This is a genomic window from Pseudoalteromonas sp. 20-92, assembly GCF_030847595.1.
GTDB lineage: Bacteria > Pseudomonadota > Gammaproteobacteria > Enterobacterales > Alteromonadaceae > Pseudoalteromonas > Pseudoalteromonas fuliginea.
Genome location: NZ_JANJGQ010000001.1, coordinates 284,751 through 299,408, shown reverse-complemented (window position 1 = coordinate 299,408; position 14,658 = coordinate 284,751). Strand labels below are relative to the sequence as shown.

The following is a 14,658-nucleotide window of genomic DNA, read 5'->3' as shown; positions in this document are numbered from 1 at the left end:
GTTTTCAGAATAATAGCATGGATATTTTTACAGAGCTAGCTCAACTTGTAACACATTTCTACCTGATTCCCACTGGCATTGTAAGTTACTTTCTCGGCTATCTCTTTAAGTAATGACAAACCTCGACCAAATTCACTATTCGTAGCAGAAAGTTCACTTTCACCACGATTAAAACCTCGACCCGAGTCGCAAATAATAAAATATAAACTTAATGTATCTGGGCAATAACGCATATCTATAATAATCATCGCATCTGACAACGCTGCGAGGGCTTTTTCTCTCATCTCATAGTATTTAAAAAAACCATCTTCTTGTAGTTTAATGTTTGAGTCTAAACCCAATACGCCATGGTCAAGCGAATTATTATAAGCTTCAGAAAGTAATAAAAATATATTTGAACGATGATCTTTTAATCCGCCTACCCCGCTTAAAATATTAACTAAATCGTATACGGGATCGGTTTGCTTTATTTGCTTAGCATTTAAACTTAGCGACAAATTAAATGCTAACGTTGAAAACGTCTCTCTAACCTGCTCTTGCGAAGCAAGAGGCAAACAATTAAGTAAAACAATACTGACATCATCTTGTTGCTCGCTCCCATCCGCAAACTCACTCACATATCCAACTATGTTTTCACAGCTAACCATGGGTTTACTTTTTAACGTTTCTAAAAAGCGTTCTTCACCAAAAAAAACATCATTTTTATTAGTTGTTTCTATAATCCCATCTGTTGCAAATGCTAAACGAGTTTCATGATCTGTTTCAAAATGAATAACTTCGTGCTCAAACTCATCTTCATCTAAAATACCTAATGCCATATGTTGAGATTCAAGGACTTGCTTAACATCACCATTTTGATCAATTAAATACGCATCTGGTAATCCGCCTAACCATGCCGATATGCTTTTCCCAGAAGAACTAAGCTCTATAATTGTTGCCGCACAAAACATATGACCAGGTAGTAAGTTATAAAGTAACGTATTAATTTCAGAGGCGACGTCGTTCACAGCCATACCTTTACTTACCATTCTATAAAAGGCACGCGAGGCAGGTAATGCACCAATAGCAGCAGCTAAACCATGCCCCGTAAAATCGCCAAGCATACAGTAAAGGTTACCAATGGGACTTTGTGCAACTAAAAACATGTCTCCATTAAACATAGATGCAGGTGATAGGTTGAAATCGAGGTGGTCTTTAAATTTATCTTGATTTTCGAGTGAGTTATTAAAAATATGTTCAATAATCTCATGCTCTCTTTCGTTTTGGTTGTGATGATATTGAAGAAGTTCTTTTTGTTGATTGGCTTTTTTACTCAGTTGGCGAGTGCGGCTGTGCGCTTTAATTTTTGCATGCAAAATAACTTTTTCAAAAGGCTTTTGAATAAAGTCATCTCCGCCAACTTCTAAACAGCGCTCAAAACTACCTTGATCATCCAAAGAAGTAATAAAAATAATCGGTAGGTAAACTTCATCAAAGCGTTGTTTTATTTTTTGAGCTGCTTCAAAGCCATCCATTACAGGCATTATTACATCAAGTAAAATAATATCTATATCTTGAGTTTCAAGCACTTTTAATGCTTCAAGACCGTTATACGCCATCGATATTTTGTAGCCGTCCTCCTCAAGCATCTTACTTAATAAGATTCGGTTAAGCGCCTGATCATCAACAATAAGCACATGGATCATCAGCAAATATCAAACTTTTTATCAAAGCGTGAAATTTGTAATATTTTTCGTAACTGTGGCTGACAATTACTTATCTCAATTGTACCTACTTGGCTTTCTATTGTTTTTTTCATATTAAGTAACATGCCTAATGCCGAGCTATCCATGTACTCTGTTTCTCTTAAATCAACAATTACTTTTACTATATTTGCATTTATTTGAGCGTAAGCTTGTCGAAAAGATTGCACTAAATTAAAGTCAAACTTACCCTTAATTTGTATTGTTAAGGTCGTTCCATCCGCTGATGTGCTCTTAGTTAAGTTCATATATGGGTTCCAATAATATTTCCTTTAAACTAAATATAACCTGTTAAAACTAATTAGCAAAAAGAAAAACACACTAGCGCAAATTTGTTATCATTTGAGCCATTGTTTAATTCATTTTATCTATGTAGGTTAGGTATGAGTGATAATCACTTAGTATATTCGACGGATTCTGGGCGCATTAGTCAGCCTAAACCAGAAAAAGAAAGTACCGGAAAAATTTTTAAAGATGGTTTTTTGCGTATTGAACGTCAAACAAAAGGACGTAAAGGCAAAGGAGTTATGCTGGTTGTTGGAATAAATGCAAAAGATCATGATTTAAAAAAGCTGGCCAAAACAATTAAAAGCAAAATGGGCCAAGGTGGGGCAGTTAAAGATGGCACTATTGAAGTTCAAGGTGATGATCGAGACAAGCTAAAAGCGATTCTCGAAGGCTTAAAATTTAAAGTGAAAATTGCGGGTGGCTAAACCCGCATTTTACTACTCACTTTGTAACGCTTCAAAGTCAGGTATATCCTTTAGCCTATCAAACAATTTTGGTAACTCAGCCTCAGTAATTGGTGGGCTAAAATAATACCCTTGCACTATAAAACAATTATTATTTTGCAAAAATTGTATTTGTTCTATCGTCTCAACACCTTCAGCAACCACATTAAGTTTTAACTTCTGCGCCATTGCAATAATTGCAGCCGTGATTTCCATATCATTGCTATCCTCTGGAATGTCTTTTACGAATGAACGGTCAATTTTTAATATGTCGACCGGGAATCGTTTTAAATAACTTAAAGACGAGTAACCTGTACCAAAATCATCTATAGAAATCGAAACACCTAATGCCTTAAGCTCATGCAACTGCGTTATTGCTGCTTCGACATTTCCCATTAGCATACTTTCGGTTAATTCTAAATGCAGATGCTTAGCAGACACCCCTGATTTAATAATCATTTTACTAAGCATTGGTACTAAGCTAGCATCTTTAAATTGACGAGCAGATAAGTTAATCGAAATATTATTACTTCGGCCTTTCTCTTGTAATCTAACTGCAAAATCGCATGCTTCTTGAAGTACCCAAGCACCCAACTCAACAATTAAACCTGTTGCCTCGGCAATTGGTATAAACTTGGTAGGAGGAATAAGCCCCTCTGTTGGGTGAAACCACCTAAGCAAAGCTTCATAGCCAACAACATGCTGAGTTCGGCTATCGACTTGTGGTTGATAGTAAACAGCGAATTGTTTTTCTTTCAAGGCTTGTCGTAGTTCGTTTTCTATAAATAATCGCTCATTTGCCGCAGAGTCCAATTCTTGGCTATAAAAGTGAAATGTATTACGCCCTTTTGCTTTGGCTTCATACATGGCCAAGTCAGCATGTTTTAACAACTGATCTTCTTCAAGGCTGTCGTAAGGGGCCATTGTAATACCTATACTGGCACTAATAATGACTTCATTACTGCCAAGTTTTATAGGCACATTTAACGTTTTTTGAATCGTATTAGCAACATCGGTAGCATGCTCTTGATGCTCAATACCACTGAGTAAAACCGCAAACTCATCTCCGCCTAATCGAGCAATGGTATCTTCTGCTCTTAAACGTTTTTTTAGCCTATTTGCCACCTCTATTAACAACTGATCCCCAGCATCGTGCCCTAGTGTGTCGTTAATACGTTTAAACTCATCTAAATCGAAGTAAAATAGTGCAAAGGCATAATGCCCTCTTTCTGCAAGTGCCATCGATTTGCGTAACTGCATTCTAAAAAACGTTCTATTTGCTAAGCCAGTCAATGTGTCAAAATAAGCTAACTGCTCCATTTTACGCTGACTTTCTTTTACAAATGAAATATCTTGCGCAGACGCAACATAACTTGTTATTTTTCCGCCGTCCTCGCGAATTGGAGAAACACTCAGCGAAACCCAAATGGGTTGTTTATCTAAAGCTTGAATAAGTGTATCACCACGCCAATAGTTACGACTTCTCAGATCAATGTCTATGTCTTCAACCAAAATGGCCATTTCGGTGGCAATAATACTTAACAACGGCGCTCTACTAAAGTGGCTTTCTTGATACCCTGTCATCTCAAGCATTTTAGGGTTTACATATTCTATAAAGAAGTTTTCATCGGTGATCACAACACCAGTCCCAGAAAATGCAACCGCTTTGGATAAACGATTAGCTGCTTTTTCTGCTATTTCTTTTTCTGTAATACGCATATTGAGGCCATCAATGAGTTTGCGTATTTCTACTGCCATATCTCTAAATGAGCCGTTCAATGTGCCAATTTCATCTTTATTTTCTTCAGGGAATTCAGTTGTTAACTTCCCTTGGCCAAAGTTTGTCACTGCATAAACTAAAGTATGAAGGCGACGAAGAACAAGCTGATAAAGTGCTTGATGTAGCAATAAAGCAACTAAAATCGCATATAGAATGAATAACCCAAAAAACTTAAGCTTCAGTTCTTGAAGAGCTGAGAGCGTCGATGAACGTTTTTTATAGACACCAATATACCAATCTAAACCTTCTACTTTACGGATATTAATAATATGCGCTTCACCATTTTGCTTAAATGAATTCGCGTATTCAGGTAACTTCCTTTTAGTTGCATCACTAATAATCGATTGTAGTTCTTGGTTAACAAAGTCGTAGGTTTTAAGTACTTTACCTTTACTCCCGTAACTGGCTAATAAGCTCGAACTTACTTCTGGGTGCGCTAACAGCTGCCCTTTGCTATCAAATACTAATAAATGTTTTTCTTTGTCGCCCACAGGCAACTGAAATATAAGCGTATCAAGCGCAATATCATTGCCTGTCACACCTAAAAACTCATTATCGACATAAATCGGAACTAATAAACTAATAACCCATTTACGCCAAACTTTATCGTAGTAAACATTTGACCACGTTGGTTCACGGCTTGGGTTAGTTTTTCCTTGAACATAATTAAATGTAGGCCCTTTAGTGAACTTAAATCCGGCGGGTGCATTTAGTGCCCAATTAGGCGGAGATATCCGTATAAAGTTATCTTTAGTAATTAAGTAAAAATTAAAAAAATCATTAATAATTGTTGGGGAGATAATTCGCCATAATGATTCTGAGTCGTTAATTAATTGCTTATAAAAAGGTGAGTAACTCTCTTGCGGTAAATAAGCTGCTGATAAACCATCTGCAGACGCACTTCGGATTGTACCATCACTGTTAAACTGTAACTGAGACCTGTTTTTAAGATCAATTGAAACTTGTGTAGAAAACAGCTGCTCTGCAACAACTTTATTGGCCTGCTCTGCGGTATTAACTTTGCTTTTAATCAATCCATCAAATTGCTTAACAAGTAACTCTGTTGAACCTTTAAGTACTTCGTGCTCTTCAAAAACAAGTTGCTTTTCTTCTGACTTGAGCATTAAGGCAGCCGCACACACGCCCGCAATTAAACAAATTGCAGATATTAGCAATGATAATTTTACACTTAGTGAGTTAACACCAAAACGCGATGGAGGGCGTCGATACACCACAGGTCAACCTTATTAGTAATTGTTATTATTTTTAACCAGTAGCCGAAATATACCAGATCCGCTTCGTAATTATAAATTTTTTATAGTTTATCTCTAAAAAAATAGAATGATAAATATTAAATTTATAGTTAAGTCATTATTTCGCATAACTGTCTGTTGACATTAATGGTAACTCTCCATACATTGTAATTATGAATATTATTTGTTCTCACACTACCTTTTCGTTTTTTAGCTTCTTTATATAAAAGAGGCTGACCTGTTTGTGAGATAAAATCAATCGAATAGTAAAGCCTCCCAATCGGGAGGCTTTTTTATTTCTGCTGCATAATAACAGCTTGTTTTTTGGAATGAGGAAACCAAAATGACCAATGATGTATTAAATACATTAAGACACGACATAAATGAAATAGATTCAGATTTACTTGTGTTGCTCGCCAAGCGCCGCCGCATTAGCCATGGTGTGGTTGAATACAAAATTGCTAACAATAAACCAATTCGCGATGAAGCACGTGAACTCGCACTTTTAGAGAAACTGATTGGTTATGGTAAATCACTAGGTTTAGATGCTTACTACGTAAATAATGTTTTTCAAACTATTTTGGAAGATTCTGTTTTACACCAACAAGCTATGCTACAAAAAAACCTTAATCCAGATGCCCTTAGTGAAACACATCGTGTAACTTACTTAGGTGGTCAGGGTTCTTATAGCCAGCTAGCATGTCATAAATACTTTAGCCGCCGCCCTGGTAAATTAGTTGAAATTGGTTGTACATCGTTTGACGAAATAACAGGTAAAGTAGAAAACGGCCAAGCTGATTTTGGTTTATTACCTATTGAAAATACCAGTTCGGGTAGTATAAATGAGGTGTTTGATTTACTCCAACACGCACAAGTATCTATTGTTGGTGAAGTAACACACAGCGTTGAACATTGTTTATTAGCGACACCTAATACAGAACTAAGCCAATTAACAAAAATATTCGCCCACCCTCAACCATTTGCGCAGTGCAGTCGTTTTTTACAGGGCTTAGGTGAGTTACAACACGAAACCTGTGACTCAACGTCAAGCGCGCTGCAGTCGGCACTAAATACGCCAATGAGTGCTGCAATTGGTTCAGCGCAAGCAGGGAAAAACGTAGGGTTAGAAGTTATTAAAACTAATCTTGCTAATCAAAGTGAAAACCATAGCCGCTTTATTGTCGTTGCTCGCAAACCACTGCAAGTTTCGAATCAAATTCCAACTAAGACCAGTTTGATCATGTCTACAAAACAACAAGCGGGGTCGCTTGCTGACGCGTTAATGATTTTTAAACAGCATAAGATTAATTTAGTTAAACTGGAGTCTCGCCCAATGCCTGGTAACCCATGGGAAGAGGTGTTTTATGTCGATTTAGAAGCAAATTTAGCGGATAGCCAAGTAAAAGAAGCGCTAGAAAAACTTAAAGAGCACACCCAATATGTACGTATTTTAGGATGCTACCAAAGCGAGTCATTACAGGCAGTAAGCGTGAATACTCAATAAGCAATTTTATAAATCAAAAAGGGCCGATATAGGCCCTTTTAGTTAACCAGTGCTAATCTGTATAATACCAACCCGCAATAATACTTAATCAATTTGAGGGATTCCCCCCCCATATCTAAGCAAACGGTATAACAAATATTAATCTAGCACTTTTGAATCATTCGCTTTATTTAATAAGCTTCTGCTTTGCGTTAAAAAGTGTTCTGTCGAGTCAGAAAAGTAAACTTTAGCCTGCGCAAAAGAATCAATAAGTGCTGCTTTATCTCCCGCCTTTAATTTTTCTAATGTGTTAGCAAAGGTATCTTGATACTGCGCGAGTAAAGTCTCTACATCATCAAACTGCGCTAACATAATATCAGAGTAAAGCTCAGGTGATTGAGCAAATAAACGCCCTACCATCATTAATTCAAGTTGATAAATAGGTGATGAACAACTACGTAGTTCCTCAAGTGTATGGCTTTGTTTTGCTAAAAACTGTCCGTAGACAAAGGTTGTTAAATGACGCATTACTTGAATAATTTGCATTGCTTCATCGTGTTTTTTTGCGTCAAGCTCAACAAGCTGACAACCCCAAACCTGTAATTGCTCTAATAATCCTTTTGCGGCTTGGTGATCTCGCCCTTCACATACAACGACTGTTTGTTTTACCCAGTGTGATATGTCGGGGCCAAACATAGGATGCAAGCCAACTACAGGGCCACTGTGCGCGGCTTTTAGTGCTTTAATAGGCGATTGCTTTACCGATGTAATATCAACAAGTAAGCAATCATCATCTAGTTTAGGTAACTTAGCTACTACAGCGCCCAATGCGTTAATTGGCACACTGATCATTACTAGCTTGGCACCCTTTAAAATATCTTGCGCTTCGTTTTGCTGATCTTTATCTAAAATTTTAACGTTGTAACCTGAGCGAATAAACTGCTGAGCAAATAACTGACCCATGGCACCTTGGCCGCCCACAATAACAATAGGTGAAAGCTCTGGCGCAGCACATGCAAGTTTTGCTTGTTGGTTTTGATAGGCTTCTCGCATCATGCGTCTTAGTATATCTTCAACAAGATCTGGGCTTACACTTTGATTGATCGCTTCTTGTCGTCTTGCTGCTAATAGCTCTGCTTCACGTTCAGGTGCATGTAAAGGCGCGCCTGTTTGTTGTTTTATCTCACCAATCTTTTGCGTAATACCGTTACGTTTAGCAAGTAAGGCAACAAGTTGTGCGTCGCATTCATCTATACCCTCTCTTAGCTGTGCTAAATCACTTATGTCAGCCACGTTCATCCCACCTTAAAAAACAAATAACGTAAATATAAATTTACATAAAAGTAAACTAATCAATACGATAAATACTAACAGGATCAGGTAACTGAGAAAAGGCTAAAGCGGAAATTTTACTAATGAAGAATTGAGAATTGAGAATTGAGAATTGAGAATTGAGAATTGAGAATTGAGAAAATAATATTCTAAAACCAAAACGGGTTGCAACCCGAAGGATGCAACCCGTTTTTTTGCGTTGATAAACAGCGCGTATTAGTTAAGTTTTTCTCTAATACGTGCAGATTTACCAGAACGCTCACGTAGATAGTAAAGCTTAGCACGGCGAACTGCACCGCGACGCTTAACTGTTACGCTATCAATAAGAGGGCTGTGCGTTTGGAATACACGCTCAACGCCTTCACCGTTCGAGATTTTACGAACTGTGAATGCTGAGTGAAGACCACGATTACGCTTAGCGATTACAACACCTTCAAAGGCCTGTAGACGCTCTTTAGCACCTTCTTTTACTTTTACCTGTACAACCACTGTATCACCAGGGCCAAATGCAGGTACGTCTGTTTTAAGCTGCTCATCTTCAAGCGCTTTAATAATATTTTGGTTTACTTTTGCCATTATGTTTCTCACTTTCCTAGGTGTAACTGTCTTCTAGCCACAAGCTTTTTGGTACTCTTGCTGAAATTTCGCGAGTAATACCGCTTGCTCCTCAGTCAGAGCTAGGTTATGCAACAAGTCAGGACGTCGTAACCAAGTTCTGCCTAATGACTGCATAAGCCGCCATTTTGCTATCTCTTGGTGGTTACCACTGAGTAATACAGCAGGAACCTGTTTGTCGTCCAATGTTTCTGGTCGTGTATAGTGTGGACAATCTAACAAGCCATCCGAAAATGAATCTTGTTCCGCTGACTGGTTATGACCTAACACACCCGGCACTAATCGCGCTACTGCGTCAATTAATGTCATGGCAGGTAGTTCACCTCCACTCAAAATAAAATCACCAATCGACCATTCTTCGTCAACATATGATTCTATTATTCTCTCATCTATACCTTCATAGCGACCGGCAATCAAAATCAGTTTTTTAGCGTTAGCGAGTTCGCTAGCGCCTTGCTGATCAAGTTTGCGCCCTTGCGGGGACATATAAATTACTTTAGCACCATCACCAGCAGCTTTTTTAGCTTCGGCAATCGCTTTTTTTAATGGTTCAACCATCATTAACATACCCGGTCCGCCCCCGTAAGGACGGTCATCTACGGTTCTATGCTTATCTAAAGCGTAGTCTCGCGGATTCCAGCAGTTAAAATCAATTAAGCCATTTTTTACTGCGCGACCGGTAACACCTTGGTCTGTAATAGCGTCAAACATGTCTGGAAAAAGGCTTATCACCCCTACCCATAATGAACTAGTTTGCGTCATTAAAACCCAGGATCCCAGTCTACGGTAATTTCTCTTGCGTCGTATTTAACTTCTTTAATAACTGAATCAGTTAAAAAAGGAATCAAACGCTCAGCTTGACCAAATGCATCTTTACTATTTGCTTTAACAACTAGTACGTCATTTGATCCTGTCTCCATCAGGTCATCAACAATGCCTAAGCTATAACCTTTATCAGTTACAACCGACATGCCAATGAGATCTCGCCAATAGAACTCACCTTGCGGGAGTTCAGGTAATTGCGCTGAATCCATCGAAATTTCTGCATGGGTATAAGCCATTGCTTCGTCTCGATCGTTTATTTGCGCAAATTTAGCGATAAAGCCTTTGTTGTGGCGACGCCAGTCGACCACTTCTAAGGACTGCCATTTACCTTGCTGCCCTATCAACCACGGGCTGAAATCGAAGATCCCTATGGGATCATCAGTAAATGAATGTACCTTAAGCCAGCCCTTTATACCATATGGGGCACCGAGCTTTCCTACGACAATTATTGATGAGGTGTTCTCTTGACTCATGGTTACACTTACGCCTATTAAGCCGCTTTACGAGCGTCTTTTACTAACTTAGCTACGCGATCTGAAAGAGATGCGCCCTGACCTACCCAGTGTTCAACACGTGGTAAATCTAAACGAATTTTTTCTTCTTGACCTGAAGCAATTGGGTTAAAAAAGCCTACTTTCTCGATGAAGCGACCGTCACGCGAGAAACGGCTATCCGCAACCACAATTTGATAGAAAGGGCGTTTTTTAGCGCCACCACGTTGCAAACGAATAGTTACCATACCGTCCTCTATAAAGATTGACTGTTTTCATTAATAAGATTTACTCCCCAGAATGGGGAGCTGGGGAATTGTACGAGTTTTTGGCAATAACGCAAGTAAGAAGTGCAGCAAAAAGGCAGTTTAGTAGGTTAAACCGTGATCTCAACTGAAAATTAGAGCTTATGAGGTATTACGCGCATAATTTATTCAATAAAAAAGGAGCTATTTGCTCCTTTTTTGTCGTTTATTTATTCTTTCAAAAATAGCTAAAGGCTAATATTTAAAATTTAGGGCCGCCGCCGCCCATCATTCCAGGAGGTAACATGCCTTTCATACCGCGCATCATTTTGGTCATGCCGCCTTTGCCTTTCATTTTTTTCATCATTTTTTGCATTTGCGTAAATTGCTTAAGCAACTTATTAATTTCTTGTACCTGTGTACCTGAGCCAGCTGCAATACGTTTTTTACGCGAACCTTTAATAATTTCTGGGCGTGCACGCTCTTTTTTAGTCATCGAGCTAATAATAGCTTCCATTTGGATAAATGTTTTATCACCCATTTGACCTTTAACTGCATCTGGTAAGTTAGACATACCAGGGAGTTTATCGAGCATCGACATCATGCCACCCATATTTTTCATTTGCTTTAGTTGATCCGCAAAATCATCAAGGGTAAAGCCTGCGCCTTTAAATACTTTTTCAGCAACTCTGGCAGCTTGCTCTTTATCTACTTTCATCTCGACTTCTTCGATTAATGAAAGTACATCACCCATGCCTAAAATACGTGACGCTATACGGTCAGGATGAAAAGGTTCAAGTGCGTCAGTGCGCTCACCAACACCCATAAACTTAATAGGCTTACCTGTGATATGACGAATAGATAAAGCCGCACCACCACGTGCATCACCATCAGTCTTTGTTAATATAACACCGGTAAGTGGTAATGCCTCGTCAAATGCTTTAGCTGTATTTGCCGCATCTTGACCTGTCATTGCATCAACAACAAATAATGTTTCAATTGGGTTGATTGCTTTATGAAGGTCTTTAATTTCGTCCATCATGTCACTATCGACATGTAAACGCCCTGCGGTATCAACAAGTACTACATCGATGAATTTCTTTTTTGCATGAGAAATAGCTGCTGTTGCAATATCTACAGGTTTTTGCGAGATATCACTTGGGAAAAAATCAACATCAACTTCAGCAGCAAGCGTTTCTAACTGCTTAATTGCCGCAGGACGGTATACGTCGGCACTCACTACTAGTACAGATTTTTTCTTACGCTCTTTTAAAAATTTTGCAAGCTTTGCGACACTGGTTGTTTTACCTGCACCTTGAAGACCAGCCATCATTACAACCGCAGGCGGTTGCGCGTTTAAGCTTAGCTCTTCGTTTGCTTCACCCATCGCTTTTTCAAGCTCTTCACGTACTATTTTTACAAATACTTGGCCTGGGCTTAAGCTTTTTGTAACTTCAACACCGACTGCACGTTCCTTTACTTGCTTTACAAAGTCACGAACAACTGGCAACGCCACATCGGCTTCTAAAAAAGCCATACGCACTTCACGAAGAGTGTCTTTAATGTTGTCTTCAGTTAGGCGGCCACGACCACTGATATTTTTTAAGGTTTTACCTAATCGTTCTTGGAGGTTCTCAAACATGTATCGGTTCCGATAAGACGTTATATCAATCTAATTACACAGCTTTTTTATTTAGCCATCCAATTAAGGATATTGATATTATTAAATTTGAATTAAAAACAGTATACCGTAAATGGTGCCGGACAATACAGTGTTCAAGTGCCGCTAGTTGAGTTTCTTTTTTTAAGGTCTATCCATTTGCTTTGCTATAAAATACAATGCCAATATAACAACAAGGATTTTTTGACTCAAATTAAGTGGCCCAAGCACAATGCTGATTATTAGTTTAACTATTATTGCCAGTTTATTTTATGTGTTAGCAACGTCTCACGTGCTATCACGACTGTTTCATCAACAAGGCCCTAGCCAGAAAGTAACTGTAATATTAAGTACGGTTGCTATATTGGCGCACATGCTGCTGTTAGTTAATTCAGTGTTTCGATCCGATGGTCAAGATTTAAGTATCGTTAATGTCTCTTTACTTACCTGTTGGGTTATTGTTGTATCTGTCACAGCCGTGTCATTAAAGTTTCCGGCGACCCTATTACTTCCGGTTGTTTACGGTTTCGCAGCACTTCTAACTATCGCTAGTTTATTTATACCGCACCATCTTTTGTTGCAAAGTATAAATGTTGAAATAGGTTTAGTGACACATATCTCTATTTCTTTACTCGCATACTGTATTTTGATTATTGCTACCCTATATGGCGTACAGTTTTACTTTATCGATAAGCGATTAAAACGAAAAGATTTAGCAATTGTACACAGTCATTTACCCCCTCTGATGGTTGTTGAGCGCCAGCTCTACCAACTTTTAAACTTAGGGACAATCCTTCTTACTTTTGCATTATTGTCAGGGTTTTTATTTCTTGATGGGATGTTTGCTAAAGAGTTTATCCATAAAACGATACTGTCGTTAATCGCGTGGGTAATTTTTGCTGTTGTTGCATTAGGTCATATGAAAAAAGGTTGGCGAGGAAAACCGGTCGTTATTACAATTATGATTGCTGCATTTATCCTCACACTTGCTTATTTTGGCAGCCGTTTCATACAAGAAGTAATACTAAATAAGTTTTAACTTGACTCTGCTTGCTCACTCTAGCTTAATACGCATTGATTTATAAGAAAAGGATCCATCGTTGGACGACATATCGACAAGTACCCTATTTATCATTTTAGGTTTTTTGGTGCTTTTTTCTGCTTACTTTTCCGGCTCAGAAACCGGAATTATGTCAATCAATCGTATACGCTTGCGACACCTCGCTAAAGAGGATCATCGTGCAGCTAAACGAGTCAGTAAATTACTTAGCCGTCCAGATAGGCTCATCGGTTTAATCTTAATCGGTAACAATCTTGTTAATATAGCAGCAGCCCAAGTTGCAACGATTATAGGCATTCGCCTTTACGGTGACCTTGGTATTGCTATAGCAACGGGTGTGTTAACTTTAGTCGTGCTTATATTTGCCGAAGTAACTCCGAAAACCCTTGCTGCCCTCTATCCTGAAAAAGTGGCCTTTCCAAGCTCAATAATACTTAAAGGGTTACTAAAAATTCTATTCCCTTTTGTCGTTGTTATTAACTGGATGACCAACGGAATACTGCGATTATTTGGTATTAGCGCCGCTCAAATAGACGAACACAGTATGAGTAAAGAAGAATTAAAAACCGTACTCAATGAGTCAGGCGCACTTATTCCTGCACGCCACCAAAGCATGCTCACCTCAATTTTAGACTTAGAACAAGTAACCGTTGAAGATATCATGATCCCACGTAACGAAATTGTGGCGATAGATATAAATGATGATTGGAAACTAATTAGCCGCCAGTTAACTCATGCACAACATACCCGTGTGTTGTTATACAGAGATAACATAGATGATGCCGTCGGTTTTATTCATTCACGCGATGCGCTTAGGCTTCTTACAAAAGAGCAGTTTGATAAACCTTCGCTGCTACGTGCTGTACGTGAAATTTACTTTATTCCTGAAGGTACGTCCCTTAATACTCAACTTTTAAAATTCCAATTATCTAAAGAACGTATTGGCCTCGTCGTTGATGAGTACGGTGATATTCAAGGCCTAGTAACCCTTGAAGATATTTTAGAAGAAGTGGTTGGCGATTTTACAACAACACAAACACGCACTCCGAGCGAAGAAGTAACAACCCAAACTGATGGTTCTTGTATTGTGGATGGCGGTGCTAACGTACGCGATTTAAATAAAGAAATGGGTTGGGATTTCCCACTTGACGGTCCTAAAACATTGAGTGGTTTAATTGTTGAATATTTAGAAGATATTCCTGATGCAAATATTAGTTTACGTATTGCGGGATACCCTGTTGAAGTACTTGAAGTAAAAGAGAACATGATTAAACAGGTAAAAATACATCCCAATAAACGAACTCGTTAAAGTAAAAAGGAGCCGAATTGGCTCCTTTTTTAGTAATGAAAATAATTAACCTAAACTCTGGTTAAGAGGTTTTCAGTAAATTCAATAAAATTAACGCTGAAAATAGCTACTCGAGATAGATTTATTATCCAG

At 38.4% G+C, this 14,658-nt stretch carries 13 protein-coding genes; 4 read left to right on the top strand and 9 right to left on the bottom strand.

Going from position 1 to position 14,658, the window contains the following annotated elements; all coding sequences use genetic code 11:
• Positions 1 to 35: 35 nt before the first annotated feature.
• Positions 36 to 1,685, bottom strand: a complete 1,650-nt coding sequence (locus tag NRL14_RS01235) for a SpoIIE family protein phosphatase (protein ID WP_306723791.1) — start codon at positions 1,683 to 1,685, stop codon at positions 36 to 38.
• Complete coding sequence (locus NRL14_RS01230; RefSeq protein ID WP_007378350.1) at positions 1,685 to 1,990, bottom strand: STAS domain-containing protein; 306 nt, start codon at positions 1,988 to 1,990, stop codon at positions 1,685 to 1,687. The genes NRL14_RS01235 and NRL14_RS01230 overlap by 1 nt, the downstream gene beginning before the upstream one ends.
• A 135-nt stretch (positions 1,991 to 2,125) precedes the next feature.
• Between NRL14_RS01230 and NRL14_RS01225 the strand changes: the two genes are divergently transcribed.
• Positions 2,126 to 2,455: a translation initiation factor gene (locus NRL14_RS01225; protein WP_008135714.1), complete on the top strand. Its 330-nt coding sequence runs from the start codon at positions 2,126 to 2,128 to the stop codon at positions 2,453 to 2,455.
• A gap of 12 nt (positions 2,456 to 2,467) precedes the next feature.
• Here the strand turns inward: NRL14_RS01225 and NRL14_RS01220 are convergent, their stop codons facing one another.
• On the bottom strand, positions 2,468 to 5,488 hold the full coding sequence (locus NRL14_RS01220) for an EAL domain-containing protein (RefSeq protein WP_306723790.1): 3,021 nt from the start codon (positions 5,486 to 5,488) through the stop codon (positions 2,468 to 2,470).
• A 361-nt stretch (positions 5,489 to 5,849) separates the two neighbouring features.
• On the opposite strand from NRL14_RS01220, the gene NRL14_RS01215 reads away from it, so the two are divergent.
• Positions 5,850 to 7,010 (top strand): chorismate mutase, encoded by a 1,161-nt coding sequence (locus tag NRL14_RS01215; protein WP_306723789.1) that lies wholly within the window; start codon positions 5,850 to 5,852, stop codon positions 7,008 to 7,010.
• Between the two features lie 138 nt (positions 7,011 to 7,148).
• Here NRL14_RS01215 and tyrA read toward each other — a convergent pair whose 3' ends face one another.
• The 6 genes from tyrA to ffh all read right to left on the bottom strand — a co-directional run bounded on the left by tyrA (position 7,149) and on the right by ffh (position 12,139).
• The gene (tyrA, locus tag NRL14_RS01210) at positions 7,149 to 8,282 is read right to left on the bottom strand and encodes a bifunctional chorismate mutase/prephenate dehydrogenase (RefSeq protein WP_306723788.1); all 1,134 of its coding nucleotides are present in this window, start codon (positions 8,280 to 8,282) and stop codon (positions 7,149 to 7,151) included.
• Between the two features lie 255 nt (positions 8,283 to 8,537).
• Positions 8,538 to 8,897 (bottom strand): 50S ribosomal protein L19, encoded by a 360-nt coding sequence (gene rplS, locus NRL14_RS01205; protein ID WP_007581406.1) that lies wholly within the window; start codon positions 8,895 to 8,897, stop codon positions 8,538 to 8,540.
• 33 nt (positions 8,898 to 8,930) lie between these two features.
• Positions 8,931 to 9,698 carry a tRNA (guanosine(37)-N1)-methyltransferase TrmD gene (trmD, locus tag NRL14_RS01200; RefSeq protein WP_008135721.1) on the bottom strand — a complete coding sequence of 256 codons (768 nt, stop codon included), beginning with the start codon at positions 9,696 to 9,698 and terminating at the stop codon, positions 8,931 to 8,933.
• Complete coding sequence (gene rimM / locus NRL14_RS01195) at positions 9,698 to 10,234, bottom strand: ribosome maturation factor RimM (protein WP_008135722.1); 537 nt, start codon at positions 10,232 to 10,234, stop codon at positions 9,698 to 9,700. Before rimM ends, trmD begins: the two co-directional genes overlap by 1 nt.
• A gap of 17 nt (positions 10,235 to 10,251) precedes the next feature.
• Positions 10,252 to 10,500, bottom strand: coding sequence for a 30S ribosomal protein S16 (gene rpsP / locus NRL14_RS01190; protein WP_002962192.1), 249 nt, complete (start codon positions 10,498 to 10,500; stop codon positions 10,252 to 10,254).
• Positions 10,501 to 10,759: 259 nt separating this feature from the next.
• Positions 10,760 to 12,139, bottom strand: a complete 1,380-nt coding sequence (gene ffh, locus NRL14_RS01185) for a signal recognition particle protein (RefSeq protein WP_008135724.1) — start codon at positions 12,137 to 12,139, stop codon at positions 10,760 to 10,762.
• A gap of 250 nt (positions 12,140 to 12,389) precedes the next feature.
• Here ffh and NRL14_RS01180 point away from each other — a divergent pair, with 250 nt between their 5' ends.
• Together NRL14_RS01180 and NRL14_RS01175 are read left to right on the top strand one after the other, a co-directional pair.
• Positions 12,390 to 13,196 carry an inner membrane protein YpjD gene (locus NRL14_RS01180; protein WP_007378359.1) on the top strand — a complete coding sequence of 269 codons (807 nt, stop codon included), beginning with the start codon at positions 12,390 to 12,392 and terminating at the stop codon, positions 13,194 to 13,196.
• A 61-nt stretch (positions 13,197 to 13,257) separates the two neighbouring features.
• The gene (locus tag NRL14_RS01175; RefSeq protein WP_008135726.1) at positions 13,258 to 14,526 is read left to right on the top strand and encodes an HlyC/CorC family transporter; all 1,269 of its coding nucleotides are present in this window, start codon (positions 13,258 to 13,260) and stop codon (positions 14,524 to 14,526) included.
• Positions 14,527 to 14,658 lie beyond the last annotated feature (132 nt).

Coding starts and splice junctions, on each gene's coding strand:
- NRL14_RS01230 (WP_007378350.1), bottom strand. CDS start 1,990: ATGAACTTAACTAAGAGCACATCAGCGGATGGAACGACCTTAACAATA.
- rplS (WP_007581406.1), bottom strand. CDS start 8,897: ATGGCAAAAGTAAACCAAAATATTATTAAAGCGCTTGAAGATGAGCAG.
- ffh (WP_008135724.1), bottom strand. CDS start 12,139: ATGTTTGAGAACCTCCAAGAACGATTAGGTAAAACCTTAAAAAATATC.
- rimM (WP_008135722.1), bottom strand. CDS start 10,234: ATGAGTCAAGAGAACACCTCATCAATAATTGTCGTAGGAAAGCTCGGT.
- NRL14_RS01215 (WP_306723789.1), top strand. CDS start 5,850: ATGACCAATGATGTATTAAATACATTAAGACACGACATAAATGAAATA.
- NRL14_RS01235 (WP_306723791.1), bottom strand. CDS start 1,685: ATGATCCATGTGCTTATTGTTGATGATCAGGCGCTTAACCGAATCTTA.
- rpsP (WP_002962192.1), bottom strand. CDS start 10,500: ATGGTAACTATTCGTTTGCAACGTGGTGGCGCTAAAAAACGCCCTTTC.
- NRL14_RS01180 (WP_007378359.1), top strand. CDS start 12,390: ATGCTGATTATTAGTTTAACTATTATTGCCAGTTTATTTTATGTGTTA.
- NRL14_RS01225 (WP_008135714.1), top strand. CDS start 2,126: ATGAGTGATAATCACTTAGTATATTCGACGGATTCTGGGCGCATTAGT.
- trmD (WP_008135721.1), bottom strand. CDS start 9,698: ATGACGCAAACTAGTTCATTATGGGTAGGGGTGATAAGCCTTTTTCCA.